Annotated in this window: 15 protein-coding genes; 11 read left to right on the top strand and 4 right to left on the bottom strand. The window is 61.3% G+C overall.

Annotated elements, in window-relative coordinates; genetic code table 11:
• Window positions 1-119: 119 nt before the first annotated feature.
• The 8 genes from DCC24_RS01645 (at window position 120) to DCC24_RS01610 (ending at window position 10015) form a co-directional block, all read left to right on the top strand.
• A complete protein-coding gene (locus tag DCC24_RS01645) occupies window positions 120-1328 on the top strand; it encodes a thiamine pyrophosphate-dependent enzyme (protein ID WP_110098153.1) in 1209 nt (402 codons plus the stop codon).
• Window positions 1325-2329, top strand: a complete 1005-nt coding sequence (locus tag DCC24_RS01640; RefSeq protein ID WP_110098152.1) for an alpha-ketoacid dehydrogenase subunit beta — start codon at window positions 1325-1327, stop codon at window positions 2327-2329. The genes DCC24_RS01645 and DCC24_RS01640 overlap by 4 nt, the downstream gene beginning before the upstream one ends.
• Window positions 2330-2344: 15 nt before the next feature.
• The gene (locus tag DCC24_RS01635) at window positions 2345-3700 is read left to right on the top strand and encodes a dihydrolipoamide acetyltransferase family protein (protein ID WP_110098151.1); all 1356 of its coding nucleotides are present in this window, start codon (window positions 2345-2347) and stop codon (window positions 3698-3700) included.
• Window positions 3701-4090: 390 nt separating this feature from the next.
• Window positions 4091-4921 carry an alpha/beta fold hydrolase gene (locus tag DCC24_RS01630; protein ID WP_158524568.1) on the top strand — a complete coding sequence of 277 codons (831 nt, stop codon included), beginning with the start codon at window positions 4091-4093 and terminating at the stop codon, window positions 4919-4921.
• Between the two features lie 110 nt (window positions 4922-5031).
• Window positions 5032-5805: a LamB/YcsF family protein gene (locus DCC24_RS01625; protein WP_255410774.1), complete on the top strand. Its 774-nt coding sequence runs from the start codon at window positions 5032-5034 to the stop codon at window positions 5803-5805.
• A complete protein-coding gene (locus DCC24_RS01620) occupies window positions 5802-7463 on the top strand; it encodes a 5-oxoprolinase/urea amidolyase family protein (RefSeq protein WP_110098149.1) in 1662 nt (553 codons plus the stop codon). The genes DCC24_RS01625 and DCC24_RS01620 overlap by 4 nt, the downstream gene beginning before the upstream one ends.
• A 37-nt stretch (window positions 7464-7500) precedes the next feature.
• The gene (locus DCC24_RS01615; protein ID WP_110098206.1) at window positions 7501-9240 is read left to right on the top strand and encodes a biotin carboxylase N-terminal domain-containing protein; all 1740 of its coding nucleotides are present in this window, start codon (window positions 7501-7503) and stop codon (window positions 9238-9240) included.
• Window positions 9233-10015: a GntR family transcriptional regulator gene (locus DCC24_RS01610; protein WP_110098148.1), complete on the top strand. Its 783-nt coding sequence runs from the start codon at window positions 9233-9235 to the stop codon at window positions 10013-10015. The genes DCC24_RS01615 and DCC24_RS01610 overlap by 8 nt, the downstream gene beginning before the upstream one ends.
• On the opposite strand, the gene DCC24_RS01605 is transcribed toward DCC24_RS01610, so the two are convergent.
• From DCC24_RS01605 to DCC24_RS01595, 3 genes are all read right to left on the bottom strand, one after another.
• Window positions 9932-10708, bottom strand: a complete 777-nt coding sequence (locus DCC24_RS01605; RefSeq protein WP_110098147.1) for a putative hydro-lyase — start codon at window positions 10706-10708, stop codon at window positions 9932-9934. The two genes, DCC24_RS01610 and DCC24_RS01605, sit on opposite strands and share 84 nt — an antisense overlap.
• Complete coding sequence (locus tag DCC24_RS01600; protein ID WP_233242879.1) at window positions 10705-11880, bottom strand: NRAMP family divalent metal transporter; 1176 nt, start codon at window positions 11878-11880, stop codon at window positions 10705-10707. The genes DCC24_RS01605 and DCC24_RS01600 overlap by 4 nt, the downstream gene beginning before the upstream one ends.
• A 297-nt stretch (window positions 11881-12177) precedes the next feature.
• Window positions 12178-12720 (bottom strand): hypothetical protein, encoded by a 543-nt coding sequence (locus tag DCC24_RS01595; RefSeq protein WP_110098146.1) that lies wholly within the window; start codon window positions 12718-12720, stop codon window positions 12178-12180.
• Between the two features lie 106 nt (window positions 12721-12826).
• On the opposite strand from DCC24_RS01595, the gene argG reads away from it, so the two are divergent.
• The 3 genes from argG (at window position 12827) to DCC24_RS01580 (ending at window position 16669) form a co-directional block, all read left to right on the top strand.
• Window positions 12827-14248 (top strand): argininosuccinate synthase, encoded by a 1422-nt coding sequence (argG, locus tag DCC24_RS01590; protein ID WP_110098145.1) that lies wholly within the window; start codon window positions 12827-12829, stop codon window positions 14246-14248.
• A 188-nt stretch (window positions 14249-14436) separates the two neighbouring features.
• Entirely contained in the window at window positions 14437-15912 is a 1476-nt protein-coding gene (gene gtfA, locus DCC24_RS01585; protein WP_199446156.1) for a sucrose phosphorylase, read from the top strand.
• Window positions 15899-16669: a glycerophosphodiester phosphodiesterase gene (locus DCC24_RS01580; RefSeq protein WP_158524567.1), complete on the top strand. Its 771-nt coding sequence runs from the start codon at window positions 15899-15901 to the stop codon at window positions 16667-16669. The genes gtfA and DCC24_RS01580 overlap by 14 nt, the downstream gene beginning before the upstream one ends.
• A 22-nt stretch (window positions 16670-16691) precedes the next feature.
• Here the strand turns inward: DCC24_RS01580 and DCC24_RS01575 are convergent, their stop codons facing one another.
• Window positions 16692-18209, bottom strand: coding sequence for a YdiU family protein (locus tag DCC24_RS01575; protein ID WP_110098143.1), 1518 nt, complete (start codon window positions 18207-18209; stop codon window positions 16692-16694).
• Between the last annotated feature and the right edge of the window lies 1 nt (window position 18210).

Genomic DNA, 18210 nt, shown 5'->3' with positions numbered 1-18210 from the left:
CGGCGGAGCATTATACAACTGTCCGGCATGGTTTCGCGGTTCTCCTGGTAGATTAGTGATAGTTCTCACGTGTTGGAGACACCCATTCCAACGCGATGACGACCAGGAAGGACCTTGCCATGACCGAGAGAACCTCTATTGTCCCCGTCGGTGATGATGGGTCAGAGAAGATCCCCGTTGACCTACCTGCCGACACTGTCCAATTCCTCGACCCGGATGGAATCTATCAGCCCTCCCACACTGCGGATCGATTCCAGTCCCACGCGGATCACCTCGATCAGGAACAACTCCAGCAGCTCTACCAGCTGATGGCAACGACCCGCAGAATCGATAACGAGGCCACCAGCCTGCAACGTCAAGGCGAGCTGGTACTCTGGGCCTCCTGCTTCGGTCAAGAAGCTGCCCAAGCTGGGGCAGTCTTTGCTCTGGATGACACCGACCACATTTTCCCCACCTACCGTGAGCATGTGATGGCTTTCCATCGCGGAGTTCCCGTGCGCGATATGCTCACGTTCTTCCGTGGTGCCAAAAACTCCGGGTGGGATTCTCGCGACTTCAACATTCACCCCTACACCATCGTGTTGGGCACCCAAGTTCCCCAGGCCGTGGGGTACTCCTGGGGCACCAAACTCGATCACGCCAAATGGCAGGGTGCTGATCTAAAACATCGCCCCCCGGTAACGCTGGCCTGCTTCGGGGACGGCACCTCCTCGGAAGGTGACGTCCATGCCGGTATGGTCTATGCCGCATCGCAAAACACGCCCACCCTGTTCTTCTGCCAGAACAATCGGTGGGCTATTTCTGTGCCTTTTAACGTCCAATCACGGGTACCGATTTCCACCCGCGCAGCCGGCTACGGCTTCGAAGGCATCAACGTTGACGGTAATGACCCTATCGCGATGTTTGCCGTCACCCAGTGGGCTGCCGAACGCATTCGTTCCGGCAAGGGCCCGGTTTTGATTGAGGCGCACACCTACCGGCGTGGGGCCCACACCACTGCTGATGATCCCACCAAGTACCGGACCAAGGACGAGGAAGATGCCTACGCCCGGTTGGATCCGCTGAGACGCACAGAAGCTTATTTGCGACGGCAATATAAGGTCGACGACGATTTCTTCGAACAGATTGCCACGGATGCCGATGCACAAGCCAATCAATTGCGCGACATGGTCTTGGCGATGGCGCCAGAGAACACGTTGACCCTCGAAGAGTTCATGCAGAACACTTATGCGGAGCCACACCCGTTGATTGATGAAGAACTGGCTGAATACCGTCAGTACCACGCCGGCTTTGCTGACGAACCCGTCGCGAACGGCGGTGAACGATGAGCACTACCGCCGAGACCGCGACGAAGAAACTGACCATTGGTCAAGCCATCAACCAGGCCCTGGCCGAAGAACTCGCCAGCGACGACAAGGTGCTACTGCAAGGCGAAGATATCGGCTCACTCGGTGGGGTCTACCGTGTCACCGAGGGCTTGAAAGCCGAATTTGGTGGCGACCGGGTGGTGGATTCGCCGCTGACCGAATCCGGGATTATTGGCACCTCGATCGGGCTGGCGCTAGCTGGTTACCGTCCTGTGGCCGAAATCCAATTCGATGGGTTCGTCTACCCGGGCTTTGACCAGATCACCTCCCAGCTGGCCAAACTCCATGCCCGTATGGATGGGGCCCAACAGGTTCCGGTCACCATCCGACTACCCTACGGTGGCGGGATCGGGTCTGTGGAACACCACGGTGAATCACCGGAGGCCCTGTTCACTCATACCGCTGGGTTGCGGATCCTGACCTATTCCACGGCCCACGACGCCTACTGGCTGACTCGGGCTGGAATTCGTAGCCACGACCCGGTGATGCTCTTTGAGCCCAAGCGTCGCTACTTCGCCCGCAGTATCGTCGACTTCTCCGATCCCGGTCACGCAGCCGACCCATGGAAGGCCGTGGTGGCCAAAGAAGGCACAGATCTCACCTTGGTGGTTTGGGGCGCGATGACCGCGGTCGGACTGGCCGCTGCCGAAGCCGCCGAAGCTGAAGGAATCAGCATCGAGGTGGTGGATCTGCGCTCGCTATCACCGATCGACTTTGACACTCTGGAAGCCTCCCTGAAGCGCACAACCCGGATGGTGGTAGCCCACGAGGCCTCCGTGTTTGGTGGGCTCGGCGGTGAAATCGCGGCCCGGCTGACCCAACGGTGCTTCTACTACCTGCAAGCACCGATCGCCCGGGTAGGCGGATGGCACATCCCGTATCCGCCCTCGCAGATCGAGCACGACCACATCCCGGATCTCGACCGCATTCTGGATGCGGTCGACACCACACTGGCTTTCTAACCTGAGGGGGTATTCATGGAAATTTTTAAGCTCCCCGATGTGGGAGAAGGCCTGACCGAAGCCGATATTGTCGAATGGCGGGTTGCCGTCGGTGACACCGTTGCCGTCAACGATGTGCTGGTCGAAATTGAGACCGCTAAATCACTGGTTGAACTCCCCAGCCCCTTTGCCGGCACCATCCACAAGCTCTTCGCCGAGGTCGGCGATACCGTGCTGGTCGGTGAAGACCTGATTGGTATTGGCGACTCAGCAACCGCCGGCGACGAATCTGACTCCAGCGGAGACAGTGCAGTAACGGCCGATAAACCCTTGGTGGGTTCTGGGCCGAAAAATGAAGCTACCCGTCGCCGGGCACGGAAAAAAGCCGCCACCTCGGCCCAGCCGAGACCGGCCACCCAGAAGCTTGACCCAGCACCAGAGTCAGCACCGGAGCAAGCACCGAGTCCGACACCGGCTACAACTGTGGTGCTGGCCAAGCCACCGGTGCGATACTTCGCCAAGACCCAGGGCGTCGATCTCGCGCAGGTCACACCAACCGGTCCTCGCGGCGATGTCACCCGCGCGGATGTGGAAGGCTTTCTGAACCAGTCCACTCCCGCTGGTGCCACGGCAACATCGGGTCGAACCCAAGCTCAGGCACAGGCCACCGATCCCCGGGCTATCGTTGCGCGCACCCCGGTTAAAGGTGTGCGCAAAGCCACCGCGAACGCGGTCATGCAGTCGTACTCGCAGGCTCCGCACGTCTCGGTGTTTAAAGACGTCGACATCACTCGTAGCATGGAGTTCTTGGCCCAGCTCAAGGCCTCACCCTCCTGGGAAGGCATCAAAGTTAGCCCGATGATCCTGGCCATCCGAGCCATGGTCCGCGCCGCCACGATCTACCCTCAGTTCAACTCGCTGTGGGAATCGGGGACAGCAGATGGCCAACCCGACGAGATCGTGCAGTACCAGCACGTCAACGTCGCGGTCGCAGCCGCCACGCCTCGCGGGCTGATCGTACCGGTGATCCCGCAGGCGGACTTGTTGAGCCTGAAGGACACCGCGCGAGCGATGATGGAATTGACCTCCCGCGCCAGAGAAGGCAAGACCCAACCGGCCGAACTCGCCGGTGGCACCGTGTCGATCACCAATTTCGGGTCGCTGGGTCTCGATGCCGGAACCCCGATCCTCACCCCGGGCCACACCGCGATCGTGGGCTTGGGTAAAGGGTCGAAGAAGCCGTGGGTCGTGGATGACCAGATCGTGCCACGCACCGTGCTTACCCTCGGGGGTTCCTTCGATCACCGCGTGGTCGACGGAGCAGAGATTGCCGCCTACCTGGGCGAAATCGCTGCCGTGTTGGCTGAACCTGCGGTGCTATTGGACGAATAGTGCAGAGACCTGTCTGCCCATGGACCAGGACAAACCGGGCGAAACGGGGCAGACCAGCATTAAAGAAGCCGACCCGGTTGCTGTCGACAGCAACCAGGTCGGCTCTACTCATCACTCACACCTCGAAGAGGATGTTTAACATCGTAATGACCCCAGATGATTAGACGCTGGAGGAAATATGAACGTTTCCTGTGAATGTGTGTCGCGGAGGATCGGCCTGGTGGCCCTCTGATGTTAAGCCAGTCACGTTACACTGGTGGAACTGAAATGAACTGAAGTGTCGTGAGAGTTCAGGCCGAACCGTGCCTGACAATGTCGTCAGGCGGGGAAGCAACACGATCGGGGCCGACTCACTCAACGACAGACGTCTGCCGAGAATGGAGCCAATCAATGACCGACCAGCTGAAGCACGCGAGCGACGAGCAATCCACCCCGGTGGTCAATACCGTCTCGCTGACCGATTCATCTGCTGCCGACAAAGATGTCCTGGTGGTAGGAGCCGGCATGGGGACCGGGGTGCGTGGGCTGTGGCAGCACGCGGCCAACCACTTGGCAGAGCGCTTCAGGGTCATCGGCTGGGATCTGCCCGGCCACGACACCTCACAGCCCCACCAGGCCAAAGTAGGGATTGAGGACCTGGCGGATGCGGTGGCTGACATCATCACCACCCAGCGGGCTGAGGGAACCATTGGCCCGGAGGCCAAGGTCTACTACGCCGGTGTCTCGATCAGCGGGCAGGTGGGGCTCCAGCTCGGTCTCGACCATGGAGAACTCTTCGACGGAATCGCCATTGTGGCCTCCGCGGCCAAAATCGGCGAGCAGGCGGGTTGGCAAGAGCGCGCCCAACTGGTCGAATCGGCCGGCACCGCAACCCAAGTGATTGGCTCGGTGAGTCGGTGGTTCGCCGAAGGCTTTACCGACCAGCACCCCGACCGGGCTGAATCATTGCAGACGGTGTTAGAAAAAGCCGACCAGGTGTCCTTCGCTCGGCTATGCGAAGCTCTGGGCGCTTTCGATGTGCGCGAAGCGCTGCCGAAGATTTCCGTGCCGATCGTGGCGATCAACGGTGCCGACGATCAGGTGTGCTCCTCCTCGGACGCTCACCTGATTGCCGATCGGGTGCAGCACGGTGCCCAGGCCACCGTCGAGCAGGCCGCCCACCAGATTCCCGTGGAACAACCCGAACGGTTGGCTGAGATTCTGCTCGAGAACTTCTCTTAGATCTCGAGGCCTCCTCCGATTCTCACACAACCCTCGGATTGTTGAACAATTTGAGGGTTGTGTGGCATTCTGGAGATCTACACCACCCGAGATGAGACGGAGGACACGTCGTGAACGCTGAGCACAAACTCACGATCGATATCAACAGTGATGTGGGAGAGTCTTTCGGGAACTACACCATGGGTGATGACGCTGCGATTTTCTCCTCAGTGTCGTCGGCCAATGTGGCCTGTGGGTTTCACGCGGGCGACCCCTCCATTATGCTCAACACCTGCCAGTTGGCAGCTGCGCGCGGGCTCACGGTGGGCGCCCATGTTTCCTACAACGACTTCGCTGGATTCGGACGTCGTTTCTTGGATGAGGATCCTCACCAGCTACGCAACGACGTGCTCTATCAGATCGGGGCCCTCGATGCGATGGCCACAGCAGCTGGTACCCGGGTGGCCTATGTCAAACCCCATGGCGCGCTGTATAACACCATCGTCAACCACCGCGAACACGCCGAAGCTGTGGTCGATGCGCTGGTCACCCACGGTCACGGACTGACACTGTTGCTTCTGCCCGGCTCTATTGCCGCCTCCCTGGCCGAATCAGCGGGACTGCCCGTGGTCTATGAAGCGTTTGCCGATCGGGGTTACACCCCGGAGGGGACGCTGGTCTCCCGCCGACAACCCGGCGCGGTGCTCCACGACGAGCAGGAGGTCGTCCACCGGATGGTGCGTCTGGCCACTGAAGGCATCATTGAAGCCGTTGATGGCACAGAGATACAGGTCAACGCCGGTAGCATCTGCGTTCACAGCGACACACCCGGGGCAGTGTCGATGGCTGCCGCGGTGCGTCGTGGCCTGGAAGAAGCCGGTGTGACGATCGAGTCCTTCGCATGAGCGCCCCGACCATCCGCTGGGCCGGTCGTCGTTGCTTTCTGGTGGAATGCGCCGATATCGATCAGGTCATGGCGCTCCACCAGCGCCTGTCCACCCACCCGGTCGCAGGCCAACGCGAAGTCCTGGCCGCAGCTCGCACCGTGGGGATATTCTTTGACACCGACGCCGAAGCCCGCCACGCCGCCGAAGACATCAGCCAGTGGAACTTATCGGATGCCGCATCGCACGACGGCGCGTTGATCACCGTCGAGGTGGTGTATGACGGTGCAGATCTCTGCGAAGTCGCCACCCAGTTGTCCATGAGTGCCGATGAGCTGATCAACTGGCACACCGGCACCACATGGTTGGGTGCCTTCGGGGGTTTCGCCCCAGGATTCACCTACCTGGTTTCCACCGGCGACAGCTATTCCATTCCTCGTCGGCGAACGCCGCGGACACGGGTACCCGCACAGTCGGTGGCCGTGGCGGGAGAATTCTCCGCCGTCTATCCCCAAGCCTCACCGGGCGGGTGGCAACTTCTGGGTCACACCAACGCGGTGATGTGGGATCTTGACCGGTCCTCTCCAGCGCTGGTTGCCCCCGGTGACCGCGTTCAGTATCAAGCCGTCCGGGAACGGCTGACCACCACCCAGAACTCCACCGATCACCGGTCTGGTGAGCAACCACACGAGAAACTCAGTGCCACCGCAACACCGCAACACGGGCTGGAAATTATCACCACCGGACTCCAGACCTTGGTGCAGGACCTGGGGCGGCCCGGCTACGCCGATCTGGGAGTCAGCCACTCCGGGGTGGCCGATCGGGCCGCGGCTCGGCAAGCCAACCGGCTGGTCGGTAACGACTCCGAGGCCGCCGTCCTTGAAGTGCTCATGGGCGGGCTGACGATCCAAGCCCACGGGCACCACGTGCTGGCACTCACCGGAACCGACACCCCTGCACAGATCTGGGCCCCGGAGACCGCACCGACGGGTTCTCGGCAGGCTCCGGTCAACGCAGCTTTTGCGCTCTTCGACGGTGAACACCTGCACCTTCCCACCCCTGAGGCCGGGCTACGCACCTACCTGGCGGTCCGAGGCGGCCTGGAGGCGACCGACCAGCTTGGCAGTCGCGCTACCGACACGCTGTCGGGCATCGGACCAGAATCGGTGCGGGAAGGCGCCGTTCTTGCGGTCAATAAACCCCAACACCCCCTAGCCGCCACCGGAACTGCCGAACCAGCAGTGCACCCCACTCTGCCGAGAGTCGACGGGCCAGCTACCGTACTGCGGGTGCTCCCCGGGCCACGCGATGACTGGTTCGGTCCCGCCGGACTGGAACAGCTGACTGGCCAACCCTGGCGGGTCTCCGACGACTCCAACCGCATCGGCGTGCGGTTCGAACTTTCCGAGGGTGGCACCGCGCTACAACGGGTTCAGGACGCGGAACTGCCGTCTGAACCAGCCGTGACCGGAGCCCTGCAAGTCCCCCCATCGGGTCTGCCGGTGCTGTTTTTGGCCGACCATCCCGTCACCGGTGGGTATCCGGTGATCGGTGTGGTGACTGAGGACGACCTGGACCTAGCCGCGCAATTGCCACCCGGAGCCACCGTGAGGTTCCAGATTGATGACGAGACAACTGATGACAACCCAGGCAAGGACACCCACCATGACCAACACTGACTCCATCGCCACCACAGTCCAGCAACTCTCCGGGCGGATGTCCAAAGTCCTGATCGCCAACCGTGGCGAAATCGCGGTGCGCGTTGCCCGGGCAGCCCGCGACTGTCATCTGGCCTCGGTGGCGATCTTCTCTGACCCCGATGCTGAGTCCCTGCACGTCGCGGTGGCCGATGAAGCCTACGCGCTGGAGGGATCCGCTTCGGCCGACACCTACCTAAATATCGACAAAATCCTGGAGATCGCCCGCCGGTCCGGGGCCGACGCGGTGCATCCCGGGTACGGGTTCCTGTCAGAAAACGCCGATTTCGCCCGTGCCGTGATCGAGGCCGGACTGACCTGGATCGGTCCCAGCCCCGACGCCATTGCCACCCTGGGAGATAAGCTCTCCGCCCGGGCGCTGGCCGTTGAGGTGGGCGCCCCGCTGGTTCCCGGCTCGGACGGTCCGGTGGAATCTGCCGATGAGGCTCGAGCCTTCGGTGAAGAACACGGCCTACCGATCGCCATTAAAGCCGCCTTCGGCGGTGGCGGACGCGGCATGAAGATCGTCCACCGTGTCGATGACATCGAATCCGCTTACGATTCGGCGGTGCGTGAAGCTCGCACCGCTTTCGGTCGCGGCGAGTGCTTTGTTGAGCGCTTCTTACAGCGGCCCCGCCACGTCGAAGCCCAGGTCGTGGCCGATACTCACGGCAATGTGGTCGTGGTCGGTACCCGCGACTGCTCACTGCAGCGACGCAACCAGAAACTCATTGAGGAAGCTCCAGCCCCCTGGTTGAGCCCGGAACAACGCCAGCGGATTCACGACTCGGCCGAGGATATTTGTCGGGCGGCCGGTTATACCGGTGCCGGCACCGTGGAATACCTCGTGGCTCCCGACGGGCTGATCTCGTTTTTGGAGGTCAATACCCGGTTGCAGGTCGAACACCCCGTCACCGAACAAACCACCGGGGTCGATCTGGTCGCCGAGCAGTTCCGGATTGCTGCCGGACTGCCACTGAGCTTCACGGAAACTCCCGAACCCACCGGGCACAGTTTTGAATTCCGGCTCAACGCCGAAGACCCCGCGTTGGGCTTTGTGCCCAGTCCCGGGACCGTGGAGCGGTTCGAGTCTCCTACCGGTCCGGGCGTGCGCCTGGACAGCGGGGTGGTCTCCGGCTCAGTGGTTCCCGGGGAATATGATTCCATGCTGGCCAAGCTGATTATCACCGGTGCCAATCGCGAACAAGCGCTGATTCGGGCGCGCCAGGCCCTAAAAGAACTGGTGATTACCGGGGTGCCGACTGTGGTGGGCTTCCACCAAGCGGTGCTGGAGACCGAGGACTTCACCAGTACCGAAGCGTTCGGGGTCTATACCACCTGGATTGAAGACGAGTTTACCCCTGAACTGCAGGCTTCGCCTTATCTGACCCATCCAGGTTCGGCACGACGAGAAATCACCATCACTCTGGACGGTAAAGCACACGCCTTGGGTCTGCCCGAGGAGCTCTACCGTGCCCTGCGCCACGGTTCTGGCGGGGCTACCGATGACGACTCGACCGGCCAGGATGCTACGACTGAACGGTCAGCAACAGCGTTGACTGCCCCCATGAACGGTAGTATCGTCAAGTGGTTAGTCGCTGACGGCGATCAGGTTGAGACCGCAGACCCGGTTGTGGTCGTTGAAGCGATGAAGACCGAAACTACGTTGCGGGCTCCGACGGCGGGAATCTTCCGGCGTGAGTCCTTTAACGAGGGCGATCCCGTGAGACGGGGAGAGGAACTAGGACACTGTGAGTAAGCTCAGTGGGGCAGCCGAGCGAGCTGCCGCGAGGTTGCGCGCTGAGATCTCCCACGGCCAGTTAGTGCCCGGCACTAGATTAGGCGAGCACCGGCTGGCCGACCGCCTGAGCATTTCCCGCAACACTTTGCGTGAGGCCTTTCACTTGCTGGGCGAAGACGGGCTCGTCGAGAAAATCCCGCACCGTGGCGTGTTCGTTGCTCGACCCACCCACGAGGATGTGCGCGAAATCTATCAACTGCGTCGCATGATTGAACCGGCCGCTATCATGTGGGGTCATCTCACCGATGAGCAGCTACGCACCCTGGATGAGGCCACCACGGCGGCGCTGGACTACCGGGAGGCCGGGGCCGTGTCGAAAATGGCCGATGTCAATCAGCTGGTGCACGAAACCATTGCCTCGATGACCGGGTCCACCTCGTTGATTCAACTCATGGACCGCACCCTGGCCAGAGTGCGGTTGGTTTTTCACGGCATGGCCGAAATTCCCGATTTTCACTCGATGTTTGTCGACGACAACCGGCACGTGGTCACCTGCTTGCTACAGGACCAGCGCGAAGAAGCTGCGGCGTTGATTCCGCCCTATTTCGTTCGGGCTGAATCACTGTTGCTGACCTTTATGTCCCAGTCCCAAAACGATCCAGAACCGCTCAGCGACGAGGCGCCGGCACCACGTCGTGAGGACACCCGGTTAGGGAACCTGGTAGTCGGCATCCCGGGCATCGGTGATCATCATGTGTCCGGGCGCGTGCCCGATGGCCAGATCGGGTGCTGACTCCATCACCGCCGCCTGAGGAGTGACACCGCAGGCCCAGAATACCGGTAACCAGCCCTGCGGGATCTCGGCTGGCGGATCTCCGAAATCCGGGGAATACAGGTCGGTAATCCCGATCTGTTCGGGGGCGCCAATATGGACCGGGGCCCCGTGCACGGCCGGGTAGCGAGAGGTAATCCGTACCGCCTCGGCGATGTGCTCGGCAGGAATCGGGCGCATCGACACCACCAATGGCCCGCGGATTGCTCCGGCGGGCCGACACGGCACAGTGGTGGTATACATGGGCACATTCCGCCCGTGGAGCTGATGAGCGAGCGGAATGCCCGCCTGAGCCAAGGCACGTTCGAAGGTGAACGAACAGCCGATGAGGAAACTGACCAGATCGTCCCGCCACAGCCCGGTGATGTCCTGGGGCTCATCGACCAACTGGCCGTGGCGGTAAACCCGGTATTGGGGTGCATCGGTGCGGATATCTCCGTCGGGGATCAGCTCCGAGCTCGTCTGACCCGGCTCCAGGACTCCTAGCACCGGCATGGGCTTCGGATTGCGCTGAGCGAAGAGCAAGAGATCGAAAGCGTAGTGACGCGGCACGATCAGCAGGTTCGCCTGGGCATAACCATCGCACAGTCCCGCGGTGGGAGATAACCGTCCTGCACGGAATGCTTGGCGGGCGTGAGCGGGGGTTAGTGTCATGCTGCGTTACCGGTCATCAGCTCGATGGCGGGCAGGAACGAGGTAACGGCCAGCACGAGCGTGAGCACCCAGGCCAGGGTTCCGATCACCACCAGCCAGCGCGGGTAGTGATAACCCTGCAACAGGTCGCGACGACGCCAGGCCACCCACAGCAGCACCCCGAAACCAATCGGCAGAATCAGGCCGTTGAAGGCACCGGCAAAGATCAGTAACTGTTGTGGGGCCTGGCCGACGAATAAGAAGATCACCGTGCAGACACCGATCAACCCGATGGTGAGCCAGTTGCGGACCTTCACGCTACCGTCAGAACGGGTGATGAAGGTAACCGAGGTATAGGCGGCGCCAATGACCGAGGTCAACGCGGCAGCCCAGAGCACAATACCGAATAGCCGCAAGCCAATCTCGCCGGCGGCGTGGCGGAACGCATCGGCAGCCACGTTATCGGCCGCCAGCGTGACGCCGGAGGCAACCACACCGAGGATGGCCAGGAACAATAGCACGCGCATCACACCGGTGACGACAATACCGAGAATGGAGGTGTTGGTGATCTGACGGACGGACTCGGGTCCGCGAATGCCGGAATCGATCATGCGGTGGGCGCCGGCAAAGGTGATATAGCCACCCACCGTACCGCCGACCAGTGTGGTGATCACCAACATATCGACCTGCTCGGGCATCACGGTGTTCTTTAAGGCTTCGCCTACCGGTGGGGCAGCGACGATGGCGACGTAGAGCATGAGCAGAATCATCACGGCGCCTAAGATCACCACAATGCGGTCCAGGGCCATACCGGCGCGCTTGGAGAGGAAGATCAGGATAGCCAGCACGGCCGAGATGGCGCCACCGATACGGGCATCTGCTCCGAACATGGCGTTGGTGCCTAGTCCTGCGCCGGCGATGTTACCGATGTTGAACACCGCGCCGCCGATGAAGACCAAGCCGGCTAGCACCCAGCCGATGCCGGGGAGAACTTTATTGCCCAGTTCTTGGGCGCGCATCCCGGACAGACCGATAACGCGCCAGACGTTGAGTTGCACACAGATATCGATGAGGATCGACGCCAAGATCGCAAATGCGAAGGCGGCCCCGAGCTGAACGGTGAAGTTGGCGGTCTGGGTGATAAACCCCGGACCAATCGAGCTGGTGGCCATTAAGAACATCGCGCCCAACAGGGCGGTGCGACGAACATTCTTGGGCTTTTTGGATTTTTTGGTGGTTTCCGAGACGGTGGGTTCTTGTTCGGATACAGCGGTCGTGGTGGGACCTGCCTCTTCGTGGGTGTTGGACACAGCGGCCTCCGCGGGTGAATGGTATCTCCGTGACGTGAACTGAGTCACGCATATTGTGAGGGTAGCTTACAGGTTGTTGAACAATATCTGCAAGATCTTGTTCAACAATATGAGCCGGGGCGGAGGGGGCTCGCGTGCGAGTCCGGTGGTGTCGGTGTCCTACAGGCTCGACATAGTGGCTTAGGCAACCCGGTTCGAGATGCTGGCGAAGATGGCGTCCATGGTGGACACGAAGAGATTGGCCGCCTCGTCATCCAAGAACCGGCACAGGGCTCGGTGGCCGTTAGGGCCATCAACTTCCATCAGGGCAATGGCTTCCATCTGCCGATGGGGTAGGACCCACATCCGAGCCACCGGCTTGGTGGTGTCTGGAACCGGCTTATTTTCCTCGTTGGTGGTCAGCGTGAAACCAAGGTATTGCACCCCGGGAGCTTGGGAGGTCTCAGCGTCGCGCACGTGTGACCCACCGATCCGGGAGCTGGCCGGTGACGTGGTCAGACTATTGATCAGAGACACCGTAGCCACCGCGTCGTCCCGGTCGGAGAAGATCGCCAGTGGCTGGGTTTTTGCTGCCGAGAAGTACACGAGCGCATACGGGCCGGTGGTCGGGTTTCCACCAATAATCAGACCCTGGTTCTGCTCTCGCGTCTCGCCCGGAGCAAGCCAGTTCTGCAAGGGTTCGAAATCGGCGGAGTGCTTGCTGGAAGAGCGCTGATCGGTCATGTCTGACAGCCTAGTGTTGCCCCAGTCTTGAGGCTAGAACCCGGGTCAGGCTCATAATGGGTTAAGAATTCCGGTCAACCGGCCCCTGGGCGATAAGGTAGGAGTTATGTCTAAGGTTTTGTCTTCTCTGCCCACAGGTGAACGCGTCGGAATTGCCTTTTCTGGAGGTCTCGATACGTCCTGTGCTGTGGCTTGGATGCGGGAAAAGGGTGCTACGCCGTGCACCTACACCGCCGATATTGGCCAGTACGATGAACCGGACCTGGAAGGCGTCACCCAGCGTGCCAAGGACTACGGTGCCGAAATCGCTCGTTTCGTGGACGCCAAGAAGCCACTGGTGGAAGAAGGGTTTGTTGCCCTAGCCTGCGGTGCGTTCAACGTCCGCTCTGGGGGGAAGACGTACTTCAACACCACCCCGCTGGGTCGTGCCGTGACCGGCACCATGCTGGTGCGCGCTATGAAAGAAGACGGCGTTGACATCTGGGGTGATGGCTCCACCTATAAGGGCAATGACATTGAGCGGTTCTACCGCTATGGCCTGATGGCCAACCCCAAGTTGCAGATCTACAAGCCCTGGCTGGATGCTGCCTTTGTGGATGAGCTAGGTGGCCGTCAAGAAATGAGCGAGTGGCTGGTTGAGCACGGCTACCCCTACCGCGATTCAGCTGAGAAGGCCTACTCCACTGACGCCAATATTTGGGGCGCCACCCACGAGGCTAAGCAACTGGAGTTCCTCAACACCGGCCTGGATATTGTTGAACCGATCATGGGTATCCCCACCTGGCGCGAAGAGATCGAGGTTCCCTCGGAGGAAGTCTCGGTCGGTTTTGAAGCCGGACGCCCGGTGAGCATCAACGGTGAGCGCTTCGAAGACCCCGTGGCGCTGGTCTATAAGGCCAATGAAATCGGTGGCCGTCACGGTCTCGGCGTCTCCGACCAGATCGAAAACCGCATCATTGAGGCCAAGTCTCGCGGCATCTACGAGGCTCCGGGGATGGCTCTATTGCACGTGACTTACGAACGGTTGCTCAACGCCATTCACAACGAGGACACCCTCGATAACTACTTCACGCTGGGTCGTAAGCTCGGACGGATGATGTACGAGGGTCGTTGGTTCGACCCGCAGTCGCTGATGTTGCGCGAATCGCTACAACGCTGGGTGGGCTCGGCAGTGACCGGTGAGGTCACGTTGCGTCTGCGTCGCGGTGATGACTACACCATCCTGGATACCACCGGTGAGAACCTTTCCTACCACCCGGAGAAGCTGTCGATGGAACGCGTCGGCTCTGCCGCCTTCGGCCCCGAAGACCGCATCGGCCAGCTGACGATGCGCAACCTGGACATCGCTGACTCCCGGTCTCGACTGGAGCGGTATGCCACCACCGGTATGGTCACCGGCCCGACCGGTGAGCTGATGGGTGAACTCGAGGTCGGAGGCGCCGCCGATATTGCCTCCGCTACCGGCCAGCCCGATGAGACCTCCGACGAGTTGGGACTTTCGGCTGCCTTTGATACCGGCACCGACTAACGCACGGCGCAATGCGCGCAACCACCCAACGACCGCTGGGTGGTAACCATCGGTCAACGTGGTGCCGGCGAGGAGCAGACGTTTCGTAGCTTTCGATTCGCCAGCGACGGTAATCTGGTGGATATCGAGCACTTTTCGATCACCGCACCCGAATGGCCCGATGTGGCCCAGCGACTCAGAAATCGGTTATGACCACCTCACCACTGCCGGAATCCCGCACCCCTGCCACCACCTTGCGGAATGGCGTGCAACTGATTGTCTACGCCAACCGCTTCGGCGGTGATCTGCTCACTACCCGTCGCTGGATCGATACCTACTTCCCGGGCGCGTTCACGGGTGTCCACTTATTGCCGTACTTTCGCACCTATGACGGCGCTGATGCCGGCTTTGACCCCATCGACCACCGCGAAGTCGACCCGCGATTGGGCGACTGGCCGGATGTGGCTTCCGTGGCGGAGGCCTACGATCTGTGCTCCGACATGATCGTCAACCACGTCTCAGCCCGCTCCCCGCAATTCCAAGACTTTCTTGCCCATGGCGCCGACTCTGAGTATGCCGATATGTTCTTGTCCTACTCCGGGATCTTCCCCGAGGGAGCGACCGAGGACCAGCTGTTAGCCATCTACCGGCCACGGCCGGGACTGCCCTTCAGCCTCTACCGGGTCGCCGGCCAACCTCGCCTGCTGTGGACCACCTTCACCTCTGAACAGATCGACATTGATATCAACTCCGATCACGGTGCACAGTACCTCACCGAGATCTTGCACCAGCTGGCTGAAGCGGGCGTGAAATTGATCCGCATGGACGCGGTGGGATATGCCTTCAAACAGGCCGGGGCCAGCTCATTCATGATGCCCGAGACCTTCGAGTTCATCGGCAGACTCACGGAACAAGCCCACCAGCTGGGCATGGAAGTTCTTGTCGAGATCCACTCCTACTACCAGACTCAGCTCGAGATCGCCTCGCGCGTGGATTGGGTCTACGACTTTGCTTTGCCACCACTGTTGCTCCACACTCTCACCACGGGGTCCGTCGCTGCGCTGAGCGAATGGATCCGGGTGCGTCCGACCAACGCGATCACGGTCCTGGACACTCACGACGGAATCGGTGTGATCGATGTGGGGCCAGACCAGCTCAACCCCCATCGTCCGGGACTGCTGCAAGACGCCGACGTTGATGCACTGGTGGGAACAATCCACCGGCTCTCGGACGGCCAATCCCGGTTGGCCACCGGTGCAGCGGCCTCAAACCTGGACCTCTACCAGGTCAACTCGACCTACTACGACGCGCTCGGTCGGGATGACCAACGCTATCTCACCGCACGAGCCATCCAGTTCTTCCTGCCCGGTATCCCACAGGTGTACTACATGGGCGCGCTGGTTGCCGACAACGATATGGAATTGTTGACCTCCACCGGCGTGGGCCGCGACATCAACCGTAGTTATTTCACCGCCGAGCAGGTCGAACGATTGATGTCACGCGACGTCAATCAACGGTTGCTCCAGCTCATGCAGTGGCGCAACCAGCACCCAGCCTTCCAGGGCGTCTTCTCGGTGGTTGAAGCCACCGAAACGATGGTGCAGCTACGTTGGGAGCATAACGACCACTGGGCTCAACTCACCGTCGACGCGAGCGCGGGAGATTTCAGTTGTGAGTGTTCCTGACCGCCACCGGGACCGGCCACTGGTCGTAGGCCACCGGGGAGCCTCACTGCTGGCACCGGAGAATTCTCTGCTGGCTCTGCGGGCCGGCCTGGATGCTGGCGCGGATGCGGTTGAAATCGACGTGCAGCTATCGGCTGACGGGGTTCCGGTGGTTTTCCACGACCGTCTGTTACAGCGCACCACGAATATCGACGAGGTGTTTCCCGAACGACACCATCTCACCCTGAGTTCTTTCAGCTACGAGGAACTCTCCCAGTTGCAACTGCGCGGCCCACAGGGGCTGTCCGGCGAACGCATCCCCACCCTTGATCAGGTGCCCCAGCTACTCGGCGATCACGCGCAGCTGTTTGTGGAAGTCAAAGAACCAGCACATTCGCCGGGGATCATCCAGCTGCTCATCGGCCGGCTCACCCAGGACCCGGTTTTCTCCGCGCTGGTGGCGCAACACCGACTGCGTTGCATCAGTTTCGACCACGCCACCATCCGGGATGTGGTTGCCGGAGTTCCAGGGCTACACGGTCAATATTTGGTCGATCAGCCCCCCAGCCGGCACGTAGTGATCGATGCGGCACGCCATTGCCTGTCGATGGGGACGAACCACCGCACCCTGGATGCCACCACAGTACGGGCAGTGCACGAACACGGCATGGCGCTCAGTGTCTATACGGTCAACACCGTCGCGGACGTCCAACGGGTCACCGAGCTCGGAGTTGATGTGATCACCACCGACGACCCTCGCCTGGTTCCTTCAGGGTAGTGAGCTGGTTACGGTCGGTGGGCTAGGTCCCGCAGAAGGTCTGGAAACTGTGAGTGAAACTCTCCGGAGCCGGTTGCTCAAAGCGTTCGGTATCTGGTTTCCAGTCGTAGGGGTGGGTCACCAGGTCCCACAGCGTGGTGAAACTGTCGCTGACCCGATCTCGTCGGGCGACAACCTCGCTCACCGAGTCCGCTAGGGCTTCTTCCACCAGATGGTTGCGCGGAATATAGCGCGGGTTGAGGGCCTGTAGTCCGGAGGTTTCCGGTTCGAGCGCTCGCCACTGGGTGAGCCACGTCCGGGCCCGTTCGGTCTCACCGAGGACATCGGTGTCGGTCTCGTCTATGGTCCCTGCCAGCCTGCTGAGGCCGAGGAAGAACTGGGTGAGATCCACCCGGGTTTCTTGCCACAGCTCGGGAAGCTCGCGCACCAGTTCACGGACGCGGTGGTCGTCGTCGTAGCGTTCGGCCAGCCCGACTTTCGCGGCCAAACCTCGTTCATACGCGTCGACAAACGCCGGGGCAAATTCGCGCACCTGGTGCTCAGCGATCTCCAGGGCCCGGTTCGGGTCAGGATCAATCTTCGGCAACAGCGCCTCGGCCAAGCGGGAGAGATTCCACTCGGCCACCGCTGGTTGATTGCCGAAAGCATACCGGCCGTTGGTATCAATGGAGCTAAACACTGCGGTGGGGTCGAAGCGGTCCACGAAAGCACAGGGGCCATAATCAATCGTCTGACCGCTCAAGGTCATATTGTCCGTGTTCATCACCCCGTGCACGAATCCCAGTCGCATCCACGAGGCCACCAGCTCGGCTTGGGCGTGCACGGTGTGGGCCAAGAGCTCCTGAGCCGCGGGTCGATCAGATTCCAGACGGTCCGGGGCATGTCGGGTGAGCGCTAGTCGTATCAGACGGTCCAGGACCTCTTCGGACTGGTCTGAACGCGGTTTGACGTGGCGGGCCAGCTGCACGCTACCAACGCGAAGATGAGAGTCAGCGACACGCACGAGGATCGCTCCCGGTTGAGTCTCGCGCCCCCGCACAACTCGTTCACCGGTGAGGATGACGGCCAGGGCGCGGGCGGTAGCAATTCCGAGCGCATGCATGGCTTCACTGATCAGATACTCGCGCAGCACCGGGCCGAGCACCGCCTTGCCATCCCCGGCCCGGGCGGCCCCAAACGGGGTCAACCCTGACCCCTTCAGGTGGAGGTCAACACGACGTCCGGTGGCAGAGCAGGTGAGCTCGCCCAACAGCACAGCCCGGCCATCGCCTAAGACCGGAGAAAAAGCGCCGAACTGGTGACCGGCATAGTTCTGTGCCACCGGGACAGCATCCTCGTCCAGGTGTTGGCCCAGGAGGAACTGCAGGCCTGGGTCTGAGCTCAGCAAGTCCGGGTCGAGTCCGAGATCCTCTGCCAGTTGAGTATTGAGTAACAGCATCTGGGGAGCCGGGCCCGGCTGGGGGGAGAAAGGAACGCTGAGCTCTGGGAGCGTGTGGGCAAATTCCGCCCCCAGTCGTGGGACAGTGGGGGAATGAGACATG

Origin of the sequence: Auritidibacter sp. NML100628 (assembly GCF_003185985.1) — a bacterium.
Lineage (GTDB): Bacteria > Actinomycetota > Actinomycetes > Actinomycetales > Micrococcaceae > Auritidibacter > Auritidibacter ignavus.
This window is presented reverse-complemented; position numbering and strand designations above follow the sequence as displayed.